The following is an 18,657-nucleotide window of genomic DNA, read 5'->3' as shown; positions in this document are numbered from 1 at the left end:
CCCGAACCGTCCCCTGCCCTTCGTGCGGATGGTGCGGGGCCGCCACACGGTCGAACACAGGGACTGACATGGCGGGATCGACGATCACCCTGCGCCTGACAATCGCTGAGCCGATCGCGGGCGTCGCCTACAGCCTGCAGGACAAGGCCAACATGCCGGTCGAGCCGCGCATCGCCGGCGACGGCCCGACCAGCTTCGACGTGCCGGTCACCCTGTCCGAGGATGGCCGCCTGACCGGCCCCTTCGTGCGGCGCGAGGGAGCGATGCGGCGGTTCGTCTATATCGCGATCGGCACGTCAGCAGGCCAGCACGCCAGCGAATGGAGCCGACGCGCCAAGATCGACGTCCACGACATTCCCGCCGATCTGCTGGCCCAGGCGCGCCAGGGCGAGGTGCTGGAAGTCGTCCTGCCCGGCCGCACCAAGGACGGCGGCCCCGCCTGCGCCACCGTGCGGCCGATCCAGGCCTGGCGCGCAGTCTGACCCTAGTCGGCCATCGGCTTGGTCAGGTCGAACTCCACGCGGAAATGCCGGTTGGGACGACGCAGTTCGTAGGCGAACACTCGGTCGGGATGAACCTCCATCGCCCAAACATTGGTGGTCGAGACGGCCGCGTCGTTTTCGTTGAACAGGGCGATCGATTCGGCGTCGACCGGGAATTCCTGACGCTCGGCCGTGCCGGCTTTGACCGTGTCGCCGCCATACCAGTGCAGCACGTCGGTCGTGCCGTCCGCGTGTCGGTGATCGTGCTTCAGCCGAAGGCCCGTGTCGGTCTTGGTCACGACCCAGGTGCGCGAACGATCCGACCCCACGGCGAAGGGAATACGCACCTCATCCGGCGAACAGTCGCGAACATGCATGACCAGCCGCTCGCTGGCGAACCTGGCGTCGGCGGCGTCGGTGGTGACGACATGGCCTTCGAATCGTTGGCCGCACAGGGCGTTCAACCGCGCCATGAAATCGTCCTGGGACTGAGCCGGATCGGCCGTTGCGACGCCGACGCATGACAAGGACATCAGGGCCGCAGCGGCCAGCAGGGATGCGATTTTCATGCGGTCAGACTATATGTGCGTTCCGCCTCATCAACGTGGCATCGCGCCCGTTGACTTTGGGGCGATCCTGAGTATGTTCCGCGCCTCTTATTTTAAGCGGCTTTCGCCGTCGCAGAGGTAATTCCGATGGCCAAACCGGCTTCCATCAAGATCCGCCTGAACTCCACGGCCGACACCGGCTTCTTCTATGTCACCAAGAAGAACGCCCGCACCATGACCGAGAAAATGGTCGTCAAGAAGTACGATCCCGTCGTGCGCAAGCACGTCGAGTTCAAGGAAGGCAAGATCAAGTAAGTCCTTGATCCGCTGAGAATTGAAAACGCCCGGCTGGTCTTCAGCCGGGCGTTTTTCGTTGTCTGGACGCCCTTGTTACGCCGCCTTGGCGATGACCCGGTTGCGGCCGGCGGCCTTAGCCTCATAGACCCCTTCGTCGGCGCGCTTCAGCAAGCCCTCGGGCGTATCGCCGTCGCCGGTCGTGGCGGCCACGCCGATCGAGATGGTGATGGTGATCTGCTCCTTGCCACCCATGACGCGGAACGGCGCGGAGGCGACGTCGCGGCGAATCCGTTCGGCGACACGGCCGGCGTCTTCCAGACTGGCGCCCGGCATGACCACCACGAACTCCTCCCCGCCCATGCGGCATGGCAGGTCCACGGCCCGGACATTGGTGGCCAGGCGCACGGCGAACTCCACCAGCACCTCGTCGCCAGCGTCGTGGCCGAAGCTGTCGTTGACGGACTTGAAGTGGTCGATGTCCAGAACCAGCACGGCCACCTGGGCTCCGCCCTGGGCCGCACGACCCACCAGCGCCTGCAACTGGCCGGTCATGTAGCGCCGGTTGTGCAGGCCGGTCAGGGCGTCGGTGACGGCCATTTCCATGCTGCTGTCCAGCTTCTGGCGCAGGAAGTCGGTGTAGCGTTTGCGACGGATCTGGGTGCGAACCCGCGCCGACAGCTCCTCGGTATCGACAGGGCGCGGCAGGATGTCGGCGGCGCCCAGTTCCAGCGCCTTGATCATGCGCGGCCTTTCGGTCGGCTCCACGATCGCCAGGATCGGCGCGCGGCGGGCATCGCCCGACTTGGCCTGGGCGACGATCCGAAGGCCGTCGAAGCTGGCGGCGGCGACGTTGACGATGATCAGGTCCAGCGCGCCCTTGGCCGCAACCAGCGCCGCCTCGGGATCCGTTTCGATGGTGACGCGATGTTCGCCGCCCAGTTCCTGGGCGATCTTCTCGGCCTGACGCTGGTCGTCGTCGACGATCAGAACGCGCCCGCCCTCGCTACGCAGCCGCGCAGCATTGTCCGAATCGACGCCCAGACGACGGCCGCTTTCCTCGCGCTCGCGCAGCTCGTCCATGACGTGCTTCAGCCGCGTCAGCGACTTGACCCGCGCGAACAGGATGACGTCGTCGATGGGCTTGGTCAGGAAGTCGTCGGCTCCGGCCTCAAGCCCCTTGATCCGATCCTCGCGCCCGTCCAGCGCCGTGACCAGCACGACGGGAATATGGCGCGTCTCGGCCTGGGCCTTCAGCCGTCGGCATGTCTCGAACCCGTCCATGCCGGGCATCATGACGTCCAGCAGGATCAGGTCCGGCTGGTGCTCGGCGGCGATGGCCAGGGCTGACAGGCCGTCGTTACAGGTCAGCACATCGTAATATTCGATGGTCAGCTTGGCTTCGAGCAGGCGGACGTTCACGTCCACATCGTCGACGACGAGGATACGGGCGCTCATCCGAGGTGCTGCCGGATGGTTTCAAGGAAATGCATGACCGAGATCGGCTTGGAGATATAGGCCTCGCAGCCGCCCTGACGTATCCGCTCCTCATCGCCCTTCATGGCGAATGCGGTGACGGCGATGACGGGGATGTGGTTCAGCTCCTCGTCGTCCTTCAGCCATTTGGTGACCTCCAGGCCGGAGATTTCAGGCAACTGGATATCCATCAGGATCAGGTCGGGATGATGGGCGCGCGCCAAGGCGAGCGCCTGCAAGCCCTCGCGGGTCTGCAGGGTCTCATAGCCCTGGGAATCGAGCAGATCATGAAAAAGCTTCATGTTCAGCTCGTTATCCTCGACGATGAGGACTTTCTTGGACATCATCACCTGACCTGCGCGCCCCTCGAACGCGGGACGCCTCGTTGGTCGCATTCGTAGGCGCCCAGTCTTAAGTTGGGGTGAAGCCAACCTTACGGAGACCTTAAGCGTGGCCATCAAGGCCATCTGTCGCGACTGCCTGTGGACCGGCGAAGATCCCGCTGGGCCGCGCGAGAACCGCTGTCCGGCGTGCGGATCGCGGCGCGTAGTCGCAGACGCCGAACTGGACCTGCTGTCGATCGCACACATGGACTGCGACGCCTTCTACGCCTCAGTGGAGAAGCGCGACCGGCCAGAGTTGCGCGACAAGCCGGTGATCGTCGGCGGCGGAAAGCGCGGTGTGGTCTCCACCGCCTGCTATGTCGCGCGTCAGTATGGCGTCGGCTCCGCCATGCCCATGTTCAAGGCGTTGAAGGCCTGTCCCGAGGCCGTGGTGATCAAGCCGGACTTCACCAAATACGTCTTCGAATCGCAGCGCATTCTGGGGGCTTTGGGGCAGCTGACACCGTTGATCCAGCCGCTGTCGCTGGATGAGGCCTGGGTTGATCTGTCGGGCACAGAGCGGCTGAACGGCGGCCCGCCGGCGCTTCAGTTGATCCGGTTCCAAAAGCAGATCGAGGAGGAAACCGGCCTGACCGTCTCCATCGGCCTGGCCCCCAACCGCTTCTTGGCCAAGATGGCGTCGGAGATGGACAAGCCGCGCGGCTTCTCCGTGGTCGGCGCCGCCAACGCCCAGGCCTTGCTGGCGCCGCGCCCCGTCACCGCCCTGCCCGGCGTCGGGCCCGTGTTCGGCAAGGCATTGCGCAGCGACGGCTATTCGACCATCGGCGATCTGGCGCGCGCAGACGTGCGCGATCTCGTCAAACGCTACGGCGAATCCGGTCTGCGCCTGCACGATCTGGCCCATGCCCGCGACGCCCGCGCCGTGAACCCCGAGCGCGATCGCAAGGGGATGAGCGCCGAAACGACCTTCAACGAAGATCTGATTTCTGCCGAGGCGCTGGAGGCCGAGCTGTGGCCCCTGTGCGAGAAACTGGCGTCCAAGGCTCGCCGCGATGGGGTCGCCAGCCGGGTGCTGGTGCTCAAGCTGCGGCGCACCGACTTCAAGATCGTGACCCGACGCGTCACCCTGCCCGATCCGGTGCAGACGGCGCGCGCCCTGTTCGCTGAGGGGCGCGATCTGCTGAAGCCCGAACTGGGCCGGCCCTATCGCCTGATCGGCATCGGCATGGCCGATGTGCAGGACGCGGAGGACGCGCCCGCCGGCCTGTTCCAGACCAGTGAGACACGCGCCTTGAAGACGGAGCGCGCCATCGACGTGCTGCGCGAAAAGTTCGGCAAGGATGCGGTGGTGGCGGGCCGCGCGCTGAAGCCGTAGGACAGGGCATGGATCTCGCCAAACGCGCCTATGACCACGGCTTTCGCCTGGACCCGATCGTCCGCAGCCTGCTGGACACGGACTTCTACAAGCTGCTGATGCTGCAGATGATCTGGCGCGAGCATCGCGACGTGCCGGTCGTCTTCCAGGTCATCAACCGCACCAAGACCGTGCGTCTGGCCGACGAGATCGATATCGATGCCCTGCGTGAGCAGTTGGATCACGCCCGCACCTTGCGTTTCACCAACAAGGAACTGGTCTGGCTGGCGGGCAACAGCTTCTATGGCGTGAAGCAGATCTTCTCGCCCGACTTCATCGGCTGGCTGACCGATTATCGCCTGCCGGACTACGACCTGTCAGTTCAGGACGGGCAGTATGTGCTGACCTTTTCGGGCGCCTGGGCCGAGGTGACGCTGTGGGAAATCCCGGCGCTAGCGATACTGAACGAGCTGCGCTGCCGGGTCGGGATGCGGCGGCTGGGCCGGTTCGAACTGGACATCCTGTATTCGCGCGCCAAGACGCGGCTGTGGTCCAAGGTCGAGCGACTTCGCGCCCTGCCCGACCTCGCCTTGTCGGATTTCGGAACGCGGCGGCGGCACGGCTTCCTTTGGCAACGCTGGTGCATTCAGGCGTTGAAGGAGGGGCTGGGCAAATCCTTCATCGGCACGTCCAACGTCCTGCACGCCATGGAGAACGATCTCGAAGCCATCGGCACCAACGGCCACGAACTGCCGATGGTTCTGGCGGCCCTGGCGCCCGACGATGCGGCTTTGGCCCAGGTGCCGTATGCGGTGCTGGACGAATGGCGCAGACACTATGCGGGAAATCTGCTGATCGTTCTGCCCGACGCCTTCGGCACCGAGGCGTTTCTGGAGCAGGCGCCGGACTGGGTCGCGGACTGGACCGGTTTCCGGCCGGACTCGGCCCCGCCCATCCCGGCCGGCGACCGCCTGATCGACTGGTGGCGCGCGCATGGGCGCGACCCCAAAGAGAAGCTGCTGATCTTCTCCGACGGGATGGACATCGACGGGATCGAGGCGACCGACGCCCATTTCCATGGTCGCGCGCGTCTCAGCTTCGGCTGGGGCACCAATCTGACCAATGATTTCCGCGACTGTTCGCCCGCCTTCGCGCCGGAACTGGAGCCGATCTCCTTGGTCTGCAAGGTGGTCGAGGCCGGCGGTCGCCCCGCCGTCAAACTGTCGGACAATCCCGCGAAAGCGGTCGGCGATCCCGGCGAGATCGAACGCTATCGCCGTGTCTTCGGCGTGCGCGGTCTGACGGCTCAACCCGTCACGGTCTGAAACTCGGCCTTAAGCCCATCGTGCGACAAGGCGGGCATGAGCGCCTTTTTCGACAAGATGCGTCGCCGCGCCGGCCGCTATCTCGATGTCCGTCCTGCCGACGTGCGGCCCGCGCGCGGCGTCCTCAGCCTGTCGTTCGACGACATCCCGGCATCGGCCTGGACCGAGGCCGGGCCGATCCTGGCTCAGCACGGGGTCAAGGCGACCTACTATGTCTGTGGAGGGCTGTCGGGCGGTCGCAATCTGGACCTGCCCCAGTTTGAGGTGGAGCATCTGCAAGCCCTCCACGAGGCCGGGCACGAAGTCGGATGCCACACCTATGAGCATGTCTCGACCCTGACCCTTTCGCCGGCCGAACTGGACGCCAGCCTGGCCCGCAACGCCGCCTGGGTGGCCGAACGGCTGGACGGATACGAAATGCAGACTTTCGCCTATCCGTTCGGGGATTGCGCCTTGGGATCAAAAGCGGTGATTGACAAACGCTTCCTTTGCGGGCGCGGCGTCCGCGACGGGATCAACGCCGGGCGTACGGATCGCAATCTGCTACAGGCCATCGGCCTGGAGAGCCGTCGTCTGCCCGGCTACGACCTGGAGGCGCTGGTGGCGGAGACGGCTTCATCCAAAGGCTTGCTGATCGCCTACGGCCACGACGTCAGCGACGCGCCGACCCCGTATGGTTGCCGTCCAGAGGACATCGATCGATTGATCCGACTGGCCAGGGCGGCCGACTTGGACATTCAGCCGGTCGCGGCGGCGTGGCGGATGGCGACAGCCTGAAATCAGGCGGCGTTACGCCGATCCGCCCAGGCGATCAGCTCCTTGCGGGGCCAGATCATCAGCCATGACCGGGCAGTGTATTCCCCGCTGTCGATCAGCGCCTTGCGCGACGCCGACGCCGTCGCCGCCCGTTCGGTATGGATCTCGCCGGGTCCTTGATGGACCATGAAGGCGCCGCCCTTCAGCGGGTTCAGGCGCAGGTGGGCTAGGCGGGGGCTTATCTCGGTCAGGGGTGGGTCGTAGAACCAGCTGGAGCCGATCATGCCGGCCAGTTCGGACCGCGCGCGGCACAGTTCGGCCGCTGTCGCCCAGGCCTCGTTCCAGCCGTCCTCGTTGAAGCCGCGCAACCAGCGGCTCTCGGTGTGAACCTCCAGCCAAGGCTCGCGCTTGGCGCCCGCCGCCAGATAGCGGAACAACGGCTTGACGCCCCAGCCGTCGCGGACGTGTTTGACGATCTGGCCCGGCCCGACAGGCGACGACAGGTCGATCACCTGGCTCTTGGCCCCCGGCACGCTGAGCGCCAGGGTGAAGCGCACGTCCTTGGACCAGTGGTCGAAAACGTAGTCGCCCTCGGCCTTGTCCAGAAACGCCGCCAACTGTTCGATCCAGTAGGGATAGAGGGCCATGACCTCGGCCGGCAGGTTCATCGCCGCCGCACGGTCGGGCAGTTGCAGCGCCCAGGCGGCGACCAGGCCGCGACGCACATCGTCCGACGCATCAGCGCCCAACAGCGCATCCACCGCCTTGGCCGGCATTTCGAAGTCCCAATGCGGCGCGGCCTCGGCGGCCTTTTGCGCGGCCGGGAGCACGGCGGCGTCCACACGCGCGCGGTCGCCGGCAGACAACCGCGCCAGCACGGCATGGAAGGCGGCGACGTCGGGGGTCAGGTGCATATCCATGATCGCACCATGACACGGGGCGGTTGGCGAACCTTTAAAGCGCGCCGAACGGGTGACGCCGCCCTTGCCCCGCGCTAAACCGCGCCCAGATAAACAGGAGCCCCCATGAGCATCGAAGCCCGCATCGCCGAACTCGGCCTTACTCTGCCGGAACCCGCCAAGCCGGTGGCCAGCTATGTCTCCTATGTCCGCTCGGGCAATCAGGTCACCATCTCGGGTCAGCTGTCGAACGACGCGAACGGCGGGATCAAGGGCACGGTCGGCGTGGACGTGACGCCGGAGCAGGCGCTGGAAGCCGCGCGGCTGTGCGGTCTGAACCTGATCGCCCAGATCAAGGCCGCCTGCGATGGCGATCTGGACCGTGTGGTCCGCATCGTCAAGTTGGGCGGCTTCGTTCAGGCCGGTCCCGACTTCACCGCCATTCCCGCCGTCATCAACGGCTGCTCGGACATGATGGTCGAGGTCTTCGGCGAAGCTGGCAAGCACGCCCGCTCGGCCGTCGGCGTGTACAAGCTGCCGCTCGGTTTCGCCGTCGAGATCGATGCGATCGTGGAGATCCGCTGATCTTTCAGATCTCGGTTCACGAAGGGATCGCCGACATCGGCCGAGAGGCCTGGGACGCGTGCGCGCTGCCCACCGGCGATCCCTTTGTCTCCTATGATTTTCTGCACGCGTGCGAGGCCTCGGGCAGCGCCGCGCCGCGCCAGGGCTGGGCCCCACGCCACCTGGCTCTGAGGGGTGAAGACAACGCGGTATTGGGCGTCATGCCCCTCTATCTGAAGGGCAACAGCCAGGGCGAATATGTCTTCGACCACAGCTGGGCCGACGCTTACGGACGGGCCGGCGGCCGGTATTATCCCAAGCTGCTGGGCGCCGTGCCCTTTACGCCCGCGACCGGCCCGCGCTTCCTGAACCATCCCGAGACCGACGCCGCGACGGTGCGTCAGGCCCTGATCCAGGGGGCGGTGACCTTGGTCGAACGGCTGGGCGTCTCGTCTCTGCACGTCAACTTCCCGACCGAACCGGAATGGTCGGCCATGGCCGAGGCGGGTCTGCTGCCGCGCCAGGACATCCAGTTCATCTGGCGCAACAACGGCTATCGGACATTCGACGACTTTCTGGCCGCCCTGTCGGCCAACCGCCGCAAGACCATCAAGCGCGAGCGCCGCGACGCCCAAGCCGATCTGGATATCCGCGTCCTCACCGGCACCGACATCACCGAGGCCCACTGGGACGCCTTTTTCGCCTTCTACATGGACACCGGCTCACGCAAGTGGGGCCGGCCCTATCTGACGCGCGATTTCTTCAGTCGCATCGGCGCGACCATGGCCGACCGGATCGCCCTGGTCATGGCGTTTCGGGATGAGACGCCCATCGCCGGCGCCCTGAACTTCATCGGCCGAGATGCGCTTTACGGCCGTCAGTGGGGCACGCTGGAAGACGTGCCGTTCCTGCATTTCGAGCTTTGCTACTATCAGGCTATCGAATTCGCCATTTCGCGTGGCCTGTCCCGCGTCGAAGCCGGGGCCCAGGGCGACCACAAGATCGCGCGCGGCTATCTGCCCTCCCCCGTCTATTCCGCCCATTTCATCGCCGACCCCGCCCTGCGCGATCCCGTCGCCCGCTATCTGGACGGCGAACGCCCGGCTGTCGCAGGGCAGATGCAGGCGATGACCGAAGAACTATCACCCTACAAGCAGGCATAGAAAAAGGCCCGGCTGCTGCCAGCCGGGCCTTCCGCCTTCGCCTCTTTGAGGATCAGGCCGTCTCTTCTTCCTCGGCCTTCGCGGGCGCGCTGGCGCTCGTGATGTCGAAGTCGATCTTGCCGTCCTTCAGCTGGACCCTGACGTGTCCGCCGCGCGTCAGGCGGCCGAACAGTATGTCGTCGGCCAACGGCTTCTTGATCGAGTCCTGGATGACCCGCGCCAGCGGACGCGCGCCGTACAGTTCGTCGAAGCCGTTCTTGGCCAGCCAGTCGGCGGCTTCGTCGGTCAGTTCGATGGTGATGTTGCGGTCCGCCAGCTGGGCTTCCAGCTGAAGGATGAACTTGGTCACCACCGAGCGGATCGTGTCGGCTTGCAACGGCTTGAAGGCCACGATGGCGTCCAGGCGATTGCGGAACTCCGGCGCGAACAGGCGCTGGATGGCCTTGTCATCCTCGCCCTCGACCTTGCCCCGGCCAAAGCCGATGGAGGCTCGAGCATTGTCGGCGGCGCCGGCGTTGGTGGTCATGATCAGGATGACGTTCCTGAAATCGACCTTCTTGCCGACCGCATCGGTCAGCATGCCGTTGTCCATCACCTGCAGCAGGATGTTGTAGACATCCGGGTGCGCCTTCTCGATCTCGTCCAGCAGCACGACGGCGTGCGGATGCTGATCGACCGCGTCGGTCAACAGCCCGCCTTGGTCGTGACCGACATAGCCGGGAGGCGCGCCGATCAGACGGCTTACCGTATGGCGCTCCATATATTCAGACATGTCGAAACGCTGCATCTCGATGCCCAATGTGGCGGCGAGCTGCTTGGCGACCTCGGTCTTGCCGACGCCGGTGGGGCCGCTGAACAGGAAGCTGCCAATCGGCTTGTTGGGATCGCGAAGACCTGCCCGCGCCAGCTTCATGGCCGCCGACACCTGTTCGATGGCTTGCTCCTGACCAAAAACCGCACGCTTCAGATCGGTTTCCAGCTCTCGCAGGCTCTCGGTATCGGATTTCGACACTGATTTGGCCGGGATGCGGGCCATCTTGGCGATGACGGCCTCGACTTCCTTCTGACCGATGACCTTCTTCCTCTTGGATTCGGTCAGCAGCATCTGCGACGCCCCGGCCTCGTCGATCACGTCGATCGCCTTATCCGGCAGTTTGCGGTCGGTCATGTAGCGCGCCGACAGCTCCACCGCCGTGCGCACGGCGCTGTCGGTGTAGCGGACCTTGTGGTGCTGCTCGTAGTAGGTCTTCAGGCCCTTCAAGATTTTCACCGTATCCTCGACCGTCGGCTCGTTGACGTCGATCTTCTGGAAGCGACGCACCAGGGCGCGGTCCTTCTCGAAGTGCTGGCGATATTCCTTGTAGGTCGTCGATCCCATACAGCGCAGCGTGCCGGACGCCAGGGCCGGTTTCAACAGGTTCGAGGCGTCCATCGCTCCGCCCGAGGTGGCGCCCGCGCCGATCACCGTGTGGATCTCGTCGATGAAGAGCACGGCGTTGTCGTGGTTCTCTAGTTCCTTGACCACCTGCTTCAGGCGTTCCTCGAAGTCGCCGCGATAGCGGGTGCCGGCCAGCAACGCGCCCATATCGAGCGAGTAGATGGTGGCGTCCTTCAGGACGTCGGGCACTTCGCCGTTGACGATCTTGCGGGCCAGACCTTCGGCGATGGCGGTCTTGCCGACGCCGGGATCACCGACCAGAAGCGGGTTGTTCTTGGTCCGACGGCACAGGATCTGGATCGAGCGATCCACCTCGGCCTGACGACCGATCAGGGGATCGACCTTGCCCTGGCGCGACTTCTCGTTGAGGTCGACGCAATAGGCTTCCAGCGCCTCGCCGCCCTGTTTGACGGCTGAAGCATCCTCGGCCTCTTCGGGCGAAGCGCCCTTGGCCGGACGCGCCTCGTTGGCGCCCGCCTTCTTGGCGATGCCGTGGGCGATGAAGTTGACCGCGTCATAGCGCGTCATGTCCTGCTCTTGCAGGAAGTAGGCGGCATGGCTCTCGCGCTCGGAGAAGATGGCGACCAGCACATTGGCGCCAGACACTTCCTCGCGGCCGGACGACTGGACGTGGATGACCGCACGCTGGATCACGCGCTGGAAGCCGGCGGTCGGCTTGGCGTCCTCGCCGTCGCTGGTCGCCAGGGCGGCCAGGTCGTTGTCGACATAGAGGGTCAGCGCCGCTTTCAACGCCGACAGATCGACGTTGCAGGCCTGCATCACGCCGGTCGCGTCGGGATCGTCAATCAGCGCGAGCAGCAGGTGCTCAAGCGTCGCATACTCGTGCCTGCGCGCATTGGCGTATCCCACCGCGCGGTGCAGGGTTTCTTCGAGAGGACGGGAAAATGAAGGCATAGGGAGGCTCCTCTCAGTCCTTTTCCATCGTGCATTGCAGAGGGTGCTGGTGGCGGCGCGCCGTCTCGATGACCTGCGCGACCTTGGTCTCGGCGACCTCGTAGGTGAAGACGCCGCAGACGCCGACGCCATGCTGATGCACATGCAGCATGATGCGGGTGGCCTCTTCCCGGCTCTTCTGGAAGAACCGCTCCAGCACATAGACGACGAATTCCATCGGCGAATAATCGTCGTTCAGAATCAGCACTCGATAGAGTGAGGGCTTTTGCAGCTTCGGCTTTGTTTCGGTGACGACGGCGGTTCCTTGACCGCCGCCGGTCTCACCGGGCCTTTGTATGGGCATTCGTGTTCCGTAATCGGGGAGTCGTCTTGGCTCTCAGATAGGGAATGATGGCCTGAATTGAAGCGGCGTCCAGTCACGGCTTTCGTGAAGGGCGTCTGACAAAGATTTCACGTGATCACAGAAGGTCAACGGCTCAGGTTGAGCGCCTCAGTTGAACAGCTCCCGATCGCCATGCCCGCCGCCCTCGTCGCCGCCCTTTCGCTCGCCGCCTTCGCCCAGCCTACGCCGCTGGAAACCGCCGTCATGGCGGCCGACGCAAAACTGTTCGCTGTCTTCTTCGAGGGCTGCGACCCGGCCGGACTTCGGGCCATGCTGACCGACGATTTCGAGTTTTTCGACGACCGCGGCGGACGCGTGGCCACCGACGCCGACGGCTTTGTCGCGCAATACGCGGCGCGCTGTCAGGACCGTAGCGCGCCCGACGCCTGGCGGTCCCGGCGCGAGGCTGTGCGGGACGGTCTGGCCGTCTATCCCATCAACAACTACGGCGCGGTCGAAACGGGCGAGCACGTCTTCTACGAACGCCAGGGCGACGGACCCGAAACCCGCGTCGGACGCGCCCGCTTCACGCAGATGTGGAAACAGGAGGGAGCCGAGTGGAAGCTGGCGCGGGTCTTCAGCTACGACCATTCCGCCCTGCCCTGACAGCAAAGAGGCCCCGGAGCGAACTCCGGGGCCTTCTCGATTCTTCAGGCGGTTCGCGGGATTAGCGAGCGGCCTGGAAGGTTTCGACTGAGGCGGTGACGCGCTCGTTGATCGGCTTGATGCTGTCCTTGACCGTGGCGGTGACGATCTCGTTCGTCTTCGTCAGCTCGGCGACATAGCGCTCCATCGACTTCTTGGCCCAGGCGGTCTGGAGCTCGAAGAACTCCTGCACCGAACGGGCGGTCGACAGTTCCTTGGAGGCGGCGACGCCGTCTTCCCACGAGGACTTGGCGAAACCCAGCGCCTGTTGCGACAGGGCCTCGGCGCCCTTCTGAGCGACGGTGACCGACTCGACCATGGCTTCCAGGGTCTTCTTGCTGTGCGCATTCAGCTCGGCCATCGAGGCCGTCGACTTGTCGATGCCTTCACGGAAGGCCTGAGTGCCAGCGGCTTGCATGGTTTCGGCTTGCGCCTTGACCTTGGCGGCGGCCGAAGTCGCAGCGGCGGTGGCTTGGTCGGCGGTTTTCTTCACGGTTTCAGCGGCGTCGGCCATGATCGTCTCTCAGATAAAAGGCCCTTGGGGACGGACCTGAGGGCGGAAATAATGACGCGAGAGGATCTCGCAGACCCGCAATATGCTGCATGTGCGAAGGTTTTTCAAGCTTTTTGTGCAATGCACAATATGATCGGCGATAACCTTGATCGGTCGGTCAAATTTGCGTTGACGCGCGGTTAACCACCACGAAACCCGCGCTTCCTATGCTAGCTGTCTGTTCGTGACGGCCGGGGGGCCTGTCGCACCCTGCTCACCGAGGGGTTGTCCCGCCCATGATCGCTTTTCTCCGCCGTGGCCTGTTCGCCGTCCTCGCGCTTTCGCTGGTTCTGGGCGCAAACGTCAGGCCGATCGAGGCCCAGACCGCCTACTCGGCCCAGGAGAACAGCCGCTACGCCGCCATCGTGATCGACGCCGCCACGGGCGAGGTCCTGTTCGCGCGAAACGCCGACAGCCGCCGCTATCCAGCGTCCCTGACCAAGATGATGACGCTGTATCTGACGTTCGAGGCGCTGTCTCAGGGCAAGGCCAATGTGAACGACGTGCTGACGATCTCGCCGCGCGCCGCGTCCCAGCCGCCATCGAAACTGGGCCTGGCTGCTGGCCAGACCATCACCCTGGACGACGCCATGCGCGCCACCGCCGTGCGGTCCGCCAACGACATGGCCCTGGCCATTGGCGAGCACATCGGCGGATCGGAAGCCCGCTTCACCAATATGATGACGCAGAAGGCCGCGCAGCTGGGCATGACCCAGACGCGCTACTACACCGCAAACGGCCTGCCGGACGCACGTCAGGTGACCTCCGCGCGCGACCAGGCCATTCTGGCGCGCGCGATCATGCGCGATTTCCCTCAGTACTACAGTTATTTCGGCCTTCACGACTGGGCCTACAACGGCCGCAACTATCGCAACACCAACGGCCTGCTGCCGACAGGGCGCGGCTATGACGGGATGAAGACCGGCTACACCAACGCCTCGGGCTACAACCTCGCCGCCTCGGCCGTGCGTGACGGGCGACGCCTGATCACCGTGGTCCTGGGCGGCCGTTCGACCGCCAGCCGCAACGCCCACGTCGCCGAACTCATGGACACCGGCTTCGAGGTCGAGCGCCGCCGCGCCCAAGGCGAGCGGATCCAGGTGGCCCAGACCTTCTTCGAGCAGCGCGGATTCGGCGTCGGGTCGGCGATCGCCGACGCCCCGATCGCCTATGCTTCGGTCAATGACGACGAGGACGGCGTCGGCGCGGAATCCACCGCTGTCGCCTATACGGCCGCACCGGCGCCCGCCGCCCTGCCGACCCGCGTCGCCCCTGCCCCGTCGGAGCGCGCAGCCAGCCAGCGGGCCGCCGCAGCGCTGCCGCCCATCGGTTCGGCGCCGGCCGCCTCCGCCGCTACGCGCGGGCCACGCAATGTCACCGCTTCGCTGAACGGCGCCCCGGCCAATGCCGCTGTCGCGCCGTCCACCACGCCCCGTCGTTCTGCGTCGTCTGCAACGCGTGAACCGACACGCGCCGCGCCCAGAACGCCGGCCGGTCGCTGGGCGGTGCAGGTCGGCGCCTTCCGCGAGGAAAAGGTGGCGACCGACTGGCTGACCGAGGTCAATCGCCGCTTCCGCGATCAGTTCGCCACCGCCGAACGCAACGTCCAGACCGCCGGCGACTGGTATCGCTCGCGCTTTGTCGGCTTGACCGAAACCGGGGCAAAGTCCGCCTGCGAGGCGCTGGCCGCGCGTCGCGTGACCTGCATGGTCATCGGCCCCGACTGAACCAAAACCGCTAGAACAAATGTTCTTGCTTTGTTCTATCTGATGTCGCATCGTCCTTCCCATGGAAACCGCCAAGGGAAGAGGCGCGCGTTCGAATGCCAGCGGCCGCTACGAGCCTGAGCAGCATCAGTCGTTCGATGACGGCTGGACGCAAGACGACGCCGAGGCCGCGCCTCTGCGCACCACCCTCACCCCTGAACACGCCCGCACCATCATCGCCCGGAACGACAGTCCGGACATCGGCTTCGACCGCTCCATCAACCCGTACAAAGGTTGCGAACATGGCTGCATCTACTGCTACGCCCGTCCGTCCCATGCCTGGATGGGCCTATCCCCGGGCCTGGATTTCGAGAGCCGGATCTTCTTCAAGCCCCAGGCCGCAAGTTTGCTGGAACAGGCGTTCCTCGCACCCCGATACCGATGCAAGCGCATCCATATAGGCGGCAACACCGACCCCTATCAGCCGGTTGAACGTGATCTGAAGTCGACGCGCTCGATCCTGGAGGTCATGCAAAGATTCAGGCATCCGTTCAGCATCATCACCAAGTCGGTGTTGATCGCGCGCGATGCCGACATTCTGGGCCCGATGGGCAAGGCGGGGGTGGCCTCGGCCTTCGTCTCCATCACTACCCTGGATCGTGGGCTGGCGCGGGCGATGGAGCCGCGCGCCTCCACCCCCGCCAAGCGGCTGGAGGCGATCAGCCGCCTGGCGGACGCCGGTTGTCCTGTCGGAGTCGGTTTCGCCCCCGTCATTCCCGGTCTGAACGACCACGAACTGGAAGCCATACTGGAAGCCGCCGCCAAGGCCGGGGCGACGCGGGCCATGTATGTCACCCTGCGTCTGCCGCTTGAGATCAAGGATCTGTTTCGGGAATGGCTGGCCGACGCCCGCCCGGATCGCGCGGCGCGCGTCATGTCCCTGATCCGCCAGACACGCGGGGGCAAGGATTATGACGCCGACTGGTCTCAGCGGATGAAGGGAACCGGCCCTGTCGCCGAACTGATCGGAACCCGGTTCAAGGCCGCCGTCAAACGCTACGGCCTCGACACGCCACACCACCTGTTGGACGAAACCCAGTTCCGGGTGCCGGCCGACGCCCGGCCTCAGCTGGAGTTGTTTGGTTAGTCGTCCGCCGCCGAAGGATCGATGGCGCGCGTGACCAGATCGCGCCAGGTCGGATCGGTGTCATCGACCAGATCGACATCCTCCATCAGGGCCACCGCGCCCTCCCCGTCCGGCAGGATCAGACCCAGGATTTCCATCTCCTCGCCATCGGCGCCGAGGTGGCTTTCGGCCTGAACCGCCACGGCCGCCTGTTCGCCGTCCTCTTCCCACCAGATGACCGGCTGAGGCAAATCCATGACGATGGGACGCGGATCGTCGGTTTCGCCCAAGGCGAACACCGCACGTCTCGCCTGAACGTCGTCCAGCGTCGCCACGGCGCCGGTGAACGGCTTTAGCCGCATCCAGTCGTCGGCGTCGAAACCGCCGCCGTCTTCTTCGCTCGTGTCGTCAAAGGTCATCGTTTGAAAACCCCCACCAGTTCGACGTGCGAGGACCACAGGAATTGATCCACCGGCGTCACCGTCTCCAGGCGAAAACCGGCATCGATCAGCACCCGCGCATCACGCGCAAAGGTCTGAGGATTGCACGACACGCCTACGACCACGCCGGCCTTGGTGTCGGCGATCTGAGCCGTCTGGTCGATCGCGCCGGCCCGCGGCGGGTCAAACACGATGGCATCGCATCCCTTCAGGTCATAGGGATTCATCGGCCGCCGAAACAGATCGCGCGCCTCGGCCGTGATGGCCTTCATCCCTTTGGCCGAACCGACGGCGGCCTTCAGCGCATCGATGCCCGGCTTGGATGCGTCTGCTGCGATCACCGGCGCGACCGTGGCCAACGGAAAGGTGAAGGTTCCCGCGCCGCAGAACAGATCGGCGATCTTCTTGGCGCCCTTCACCGCCGCCAGCGCGCGCGCAACCATCGCCGTCTCGGCCTGAGGGACCGCCTGCAGAAATCCACCCGCCGGCAGGGACACGGTCGCAGGACCGAACGCCACCTTCGGCTGGCGCGCCATCACCAGGGTGTCGCCTGCCAGACTGAGGCGCGCCAGATCGGCCCGGTGTGCGGCCTGAATGGCCTGCATCTGGGCGTCAGCCGACAGGCCGCCGCCCGAGCGCCTTTCGACCCCGGTCACATCGACGTCCAGCCCCGACAGGGTCCAGGTGACGTGCAGGGTCGGGGCCGATTTCGGATGTTCGAAAAAAGCGGCGGCGACCTGGGTCAGCGCCGGAATGGCCGCCACGATCCGGGGATCGGCGACCGGACAGGCCTTCACTTCGACCAGCCGCCAGGAGCGGCGCGCCTTGAAGCCCAGCACCACCCGTCCATCCTGGGTGCGACGGGCATGAAGGGCCAAGCGGCGACGACTGGCCGGCGGGGTCGCCACCGTCGCCTCGATCTCGGTCTCGATCCGCTCGCGCGCCAGGGCCAGGCGCACCTGTTCTCGCTTCCAGTCCAGATACGGCTGTTCCGACCAATGCTGAAGCGAGCAGCCGCCACAGTCGCCATATTGAGGCGAGACCGGTGCGATCCGGTCGGGGCTGGGCGTGATGATCTCGACCTCTTCCAACCGACCGTCCACTACGACGCCGCGCACCGTTTCGCCGGGCAAGGTCAGGCCGGCGAACACCGGACCGGACGGCGTCTGGGCGACGCCGTCGCCCTGGCCGCCGACGCGGTCGATGGTGAAGATGTCCATCGGCGGGCTTCTAGCCGGGCGTCCCCTTTCGCTCAAGCCACGGGGCTACAACGGCGGACCGGCTGAACATGAACGAAGATGAACGAACCGATCAATTGCCGTTCAGCTTCGCCGTCGTAAATCCTAGTGCAACGAGACACGAGGCTTTGCCGTTAACGTTTGACGGAAAACCGTTCGGTCCTCAGAGGGTTGGAAAATGCGTCTCACGAAAACATCGATCGCCGCCGTCGCCGCCCTGGCGTTCGGCGTCACGGCTGCCCCGCTCACGGCGTCGGCCCAGAACTATTACGGCAGCGGCTATAGCCAGAACTACGGCACGGGCGCCTACAGCCGCTCGTATGATTACAACAGCGGCCGCTATTACGATCCTTGCGCGCGTGAGCGCCAAGGCCGCACCGGCGCCGGCGCGGTGATCGGCGGCGGCGCGGGCGCCGTCATCGGCTCGCAACTGGCCGCACGCGGTCGACGCACGGAAGGCAGCATCCTGGGCGGCGTGCTCGGCGCTGTCGTCGGGTCGCAGGTCGGTCGATCCAGCTCGGACGCCTGCCGCAGCTATCAGAGCAGCTATGGCTCGAACGGCTATTACGCCCAGGGCTATAGCCAACCGAGCTACGGCTATTACGACGATCGTTACACCGGCGACCAAGGCTATCGCTACGACGACTATGATCGTCGCGATGACTATGCCTACAGCCGTGGCGGCTATTACGACGACCGCTCACGCCCGGTCGAATCTTATCAGAATTCAGACGGATGCCGTCTGGCCGAAAGCCAGATTCGTCTGCCGGATGGTCGCACGGACACCCGCTACGTCCGCACCTGCCCCGACCAGTACGGCCGCTATCGCGTCGTCGATTAATTTTCAGCCCCCCTGTCGATCGACGACGTGACGGAGCCGCCGGAGGAGTAATCCTCCGGCGGTTTCTCTTTGTTTCAGGGGCTATCGGCCGTTGGCCTACTTGAGCCCGTTTTGGGGCTATCGGCCGTTGGCCTACTTGAGCCCGTTTTGGGGCTATCGGCCGTTGGC

At 65.3% G+C, this 18,657-nt stretch carries 20 protein-coding genes; 11 read left to right on the top strand and 9 right to left on the bottom strand.

Annotation, left to right across the window (positions count from 1 at the left end; translation table 11 throughout):
• A partial coding sequence (locus RT123_RS10760; protein WP_313009137.1) for a DUF5990 family protein occupies positions 1-482 on the top strand: 482 nt, incomplete at its 5' end.
• 2 nt (positions 483-484) lie between these two features.
• Here the strand turns inward: RT123_RS10760 and RT123_RS10755 are convergent.
• On the bottom strand, positions 485-1,051 hold the full coding sequence (locus tag RT123_RS10755; protein ID WP_313009136.1) for a hypothetical protein: 567 nt from the start codon (positions 1,049-1,051) through the stop codon (positions 485-487).
• Positions 1,052-1,177: 126 nt separating this feature from the next.
• Between RT123_RS10755 and rpmG the strand changes: the two genes are divergently transcribed.
• A complete protein-coding gene (rpmG, locus tag RT123_RS10750) occupies positions 1,178-1,345 on the top strand; it encodes a 50S ribosomal protein L33 (protein ID WP_003164451.1) in 168 nt (55 codons plus the stop codon).
• A gap of 75 nt (positions 1,346-1,420) precedes the next feature.
• On the opposite strand, the gene RT123_RS10745 is transcribed toward rpmG, so the two are convergent.
• Together RT123_RS10745 and RT123_RS10740 are read right to left on the bottom strand one after the other, a co-directional pair.
• Positions 1,421-2,782 (bottom strand): PleD family two-component system response regulator, encoded by a 1,362-nt coding sequence (locus tag RT123_RS10745; protein ID WP_045810078.1) that lies wholly within the window; start codon positions 2,780-2,782, stop codon positions 1,421-1,423.
• The gene (locus tag RT123_RS10740) at positions 2,779-3,144 is read right to left on the bottom strand and encodes a response regulator (RefSeq protein WP_164952723.1); all 366 of its coding nucleotides are present in this window, start codon (positions 3,142-3,144) and stop codon (positions 2,779-2,781) included. The genes RT123_RS10745 and RT123_RS10740 overlap by 4 nt, the downstream gene beginning before the upstream one ends.
• Positions 3,145-3,250: 106 nt before the next feature.
• On the opposite strand from RT123_RS10740, the gene RT123_RS10735 reads away from it, so the two are divergent.
• The 3 genes from RT123_RS10735 to RT123_RS10725 are packed head-to-tail and all read left to right on the top strand — an operon-like array spanning position 3,251 to position 6,600.
• Positions 3,251-4,519, top strand: coding sequence for a DNA polymerase IV (locus tag RT123_RS10735; protein ID WP_313009135.1), 1,269 nt, complete (start codon positions 3,251-3,253; stop codon positions 4,517-4,519).
• An 8-nt stretch (positions 4,520-4,527) separates the two neighbouring features.
• Positions 4,528-5,823, top strand: coding sequence for a nicotinate phosphoribosyltransferase (locus RT123_RS10730; RefSeq protein WP_313009134.1), 1,296 nt, complete (start codon positions 4,528-4,530; stop codon positions 5,821-5,823).
• Positions 5,824-5,859: 36 nt separating this feature from the next.
• Positions 5,860-6,600 (top strand): polysaccharide deacetylase family protein, encoded by a 741-nt coding sequence (locus tag RT123_RS10725; protein WP_313009133.1) that lies wholly within the window; start codon positions 5,860-5,862, stop codon positions 6,598-6,600.
• A 2-nt stretch (positions 6,601-6,602) separates the two neighbouring features.
• Here RT123_RS10725 and RT123_RS10720 read toward each other — a convergent pair whose 3' ends face one another.
• Positions 6,603-7,499, bottom strand: a complete 897-nt coding sequence (locus RT123_RS10720) for a hypothetical protein (protein ID WP_313009132.1) — start codon at positions 7,497-7,499, stop codon at positions 6,603-6,605.
• Between the two features lie 105 nt (positions 7,500-7,604).
• Between RT123_RS10720 and RT123_RS10715 the strand changes: the two genes are divergently transcribed.
• Together RT123_RS10715 and RT123_RS10710 are read left to right on the top strand one after the other, a co-directional pair.
• A complete protein-coding gene (locus RT123_RS10715) occupies positions 7,605-8,063 on the top strand; it encodes a RidA family protein (RefSeq protein ID WP_313009131.1) in 459 nt (152 codons plus the stop codon).
• Positions 8,060-9,205 (top strand): GNAT family N-acetyltransferase, encoded by a 1,146-nt coding sequence (locus tag RT123_RS10710; RefSeq protein ID WP_313009138.1) that lies wholly within the window; start codon positions 8,060-8,062, stop codon positions 9,203-9,205. Before RT123_RS10715 ends, RT123_RS10710 begins: the two co-directional genes overlap by 4 nt.
• A 52-nt stretch (positions 9,206-9,257) precedes the next feature.
• Here the strand turns inward: RT123_RS10710 and clpA are convergent, their stop codons facing one another.
• Both clpA and clpS read right to left on the bottom strand, forming a co-directional pair.
• Positions 9,258-11,558 (bottom strand): ATP-dependent Clp protease ATP-binding subunit ClpA, encoded by a 2,301-nt coding sequence (clpA, locus tag RT123_RS10705; RefSeq protein WP_026108343.1) that lies wholly within the window; start codon positions 11,556-11,558, stop codon positions 9,258-9,260.
• A 13-nt stretch (positions 11,559-11,571) separates the two neighbouring features.
• A complete protein-coding gene (gene clpS / locus RT123_RS10700; protein WP_017504641.1) occupies positions 11,572-11,901 on the bottom strand; it encodes an ATP-dependent Clp protease adapter ClpS in 330 nt (109 codons plus the stop codon).
• A 171-nt stretch (positions 11,902-12,072) separates the two neighbouring features.
• Here clpS and RT123_RS10695 point away from each other — a divergent pair, with 171 nt between their 5' ends.
• Positions 12,073-12,546, top strand: coding sequence for a nuclear transport factor 2 family protein (locus tag RT123_RS10695; RefSeq protein WP_313009129.1), 474 nt, complete (start codon positions 12,073-12,075; stop codon positions 12,544-12,546).
• A gap of 61 nt (positions 12,547-12,607) precedes the next feature.
• Here the strand turns inward: RT123_RS10695 and RT123_RS10690 are convergent, their stop codons facing one another.
• Positions 12,608-13,099 (bottom strand): phasin family protein, encoded by a 492-nt coding sequence (locus RT123_RS10690; RefSeq protein ID WP_082465129.1) that lies wholly within the window; start codon positions 13,097-13,099, stop codon positions 12,608-12,610.
• 275 nt (positions 13,100-13,374) lie between these two features.
• Here RT123_RS10690 and RT123_RS10685 point away from each other — a divergent pair, with 275 nt between their 5' ends.
• Positions 13,375-14,865 (top strand): serine hydrolase, encoded by a 1,491-nt coding sequence (locus RT123_RS10685; RefSeq protein ID WP_313009128.1) that lies wholly within the window; start codon positions 13,375-13,377, stop codon positions 14,863-14,865.
• 61 nt (positions 14,866-14,926) lie between these two features.
• The gene (locus RT123_RS10680) at positions 14,927-15,991 is read left to right on the top strand and encodes a PA0069 family radical SAM protein (protein ID WP_313009127.1); all 1,065 of its coding nucleotides are present in this window, start codon (positions 14,927-14,929) and stop codon (positions 15,989-15,991) included.
• Here RT123_RS10680 and RT123_RS10675 read toward each other — a convergent pair.
• Positions 15,988-16,389, bottom strand: a complete 402-nt coding sequence (locus tag RT123_RS10675) for a hypothetical protein (protein ID WP_313009125.1) — start codon at positions 16,387-16,389, stop codon at positions 15,988-15,990. The two genes, RT123_RS10680 and RT123_RS10675, sit on opposite strands and share 4 nt — an antisense overlap.
• On the bottom strand, positions 16,386-17,630 hold the full coding sequence (locus RT123_RS10670) for a class I SAM-dependent RNA methyltransferase (protein WP_313009124.1): 1,245 nt from the start codon (positions 17,628-17,630) through the stop codon (positions 16,386-16,388). Before RT123_RS10670 ends, RT123_RS10675 begins: the two co-directional genes overlap by 4 nt.
• Positions 17,631-17,826: 196 nt before the next feature.
• On the opposite strand from RT123_RS10670, the gene RT123_RS10665 reads away from it, so the two are divergent.
• Positions 17,827-18,489, top strand: a complete 663-nt coding sequence (locus RT123_RS10665; protein WP_205681307.1) for a glycine zipper 2TM domain-containing protein — start codon at positions 17,827-17,829, stop codon at positions 18,487-18,489.
• The last annotated feature ends 168 nt before the right edge of the window (positions 18,490-18,657 follow it).

The organism is Brevundimonas vesicularis, from assembly GCF_032067225.1.
Taxonomy (GTDB): Bacteria; Pseudomonadota; Alphaproteobacteria; order Caulobacterales; family Caulobacteraceae; genus Brevundimonas; species Brevundimonas vesicularis_F.
Note: the sequence above shows the minus strand (reverse complement) of the source record. Positions and strands in the feature narration are given on the sequence as shown.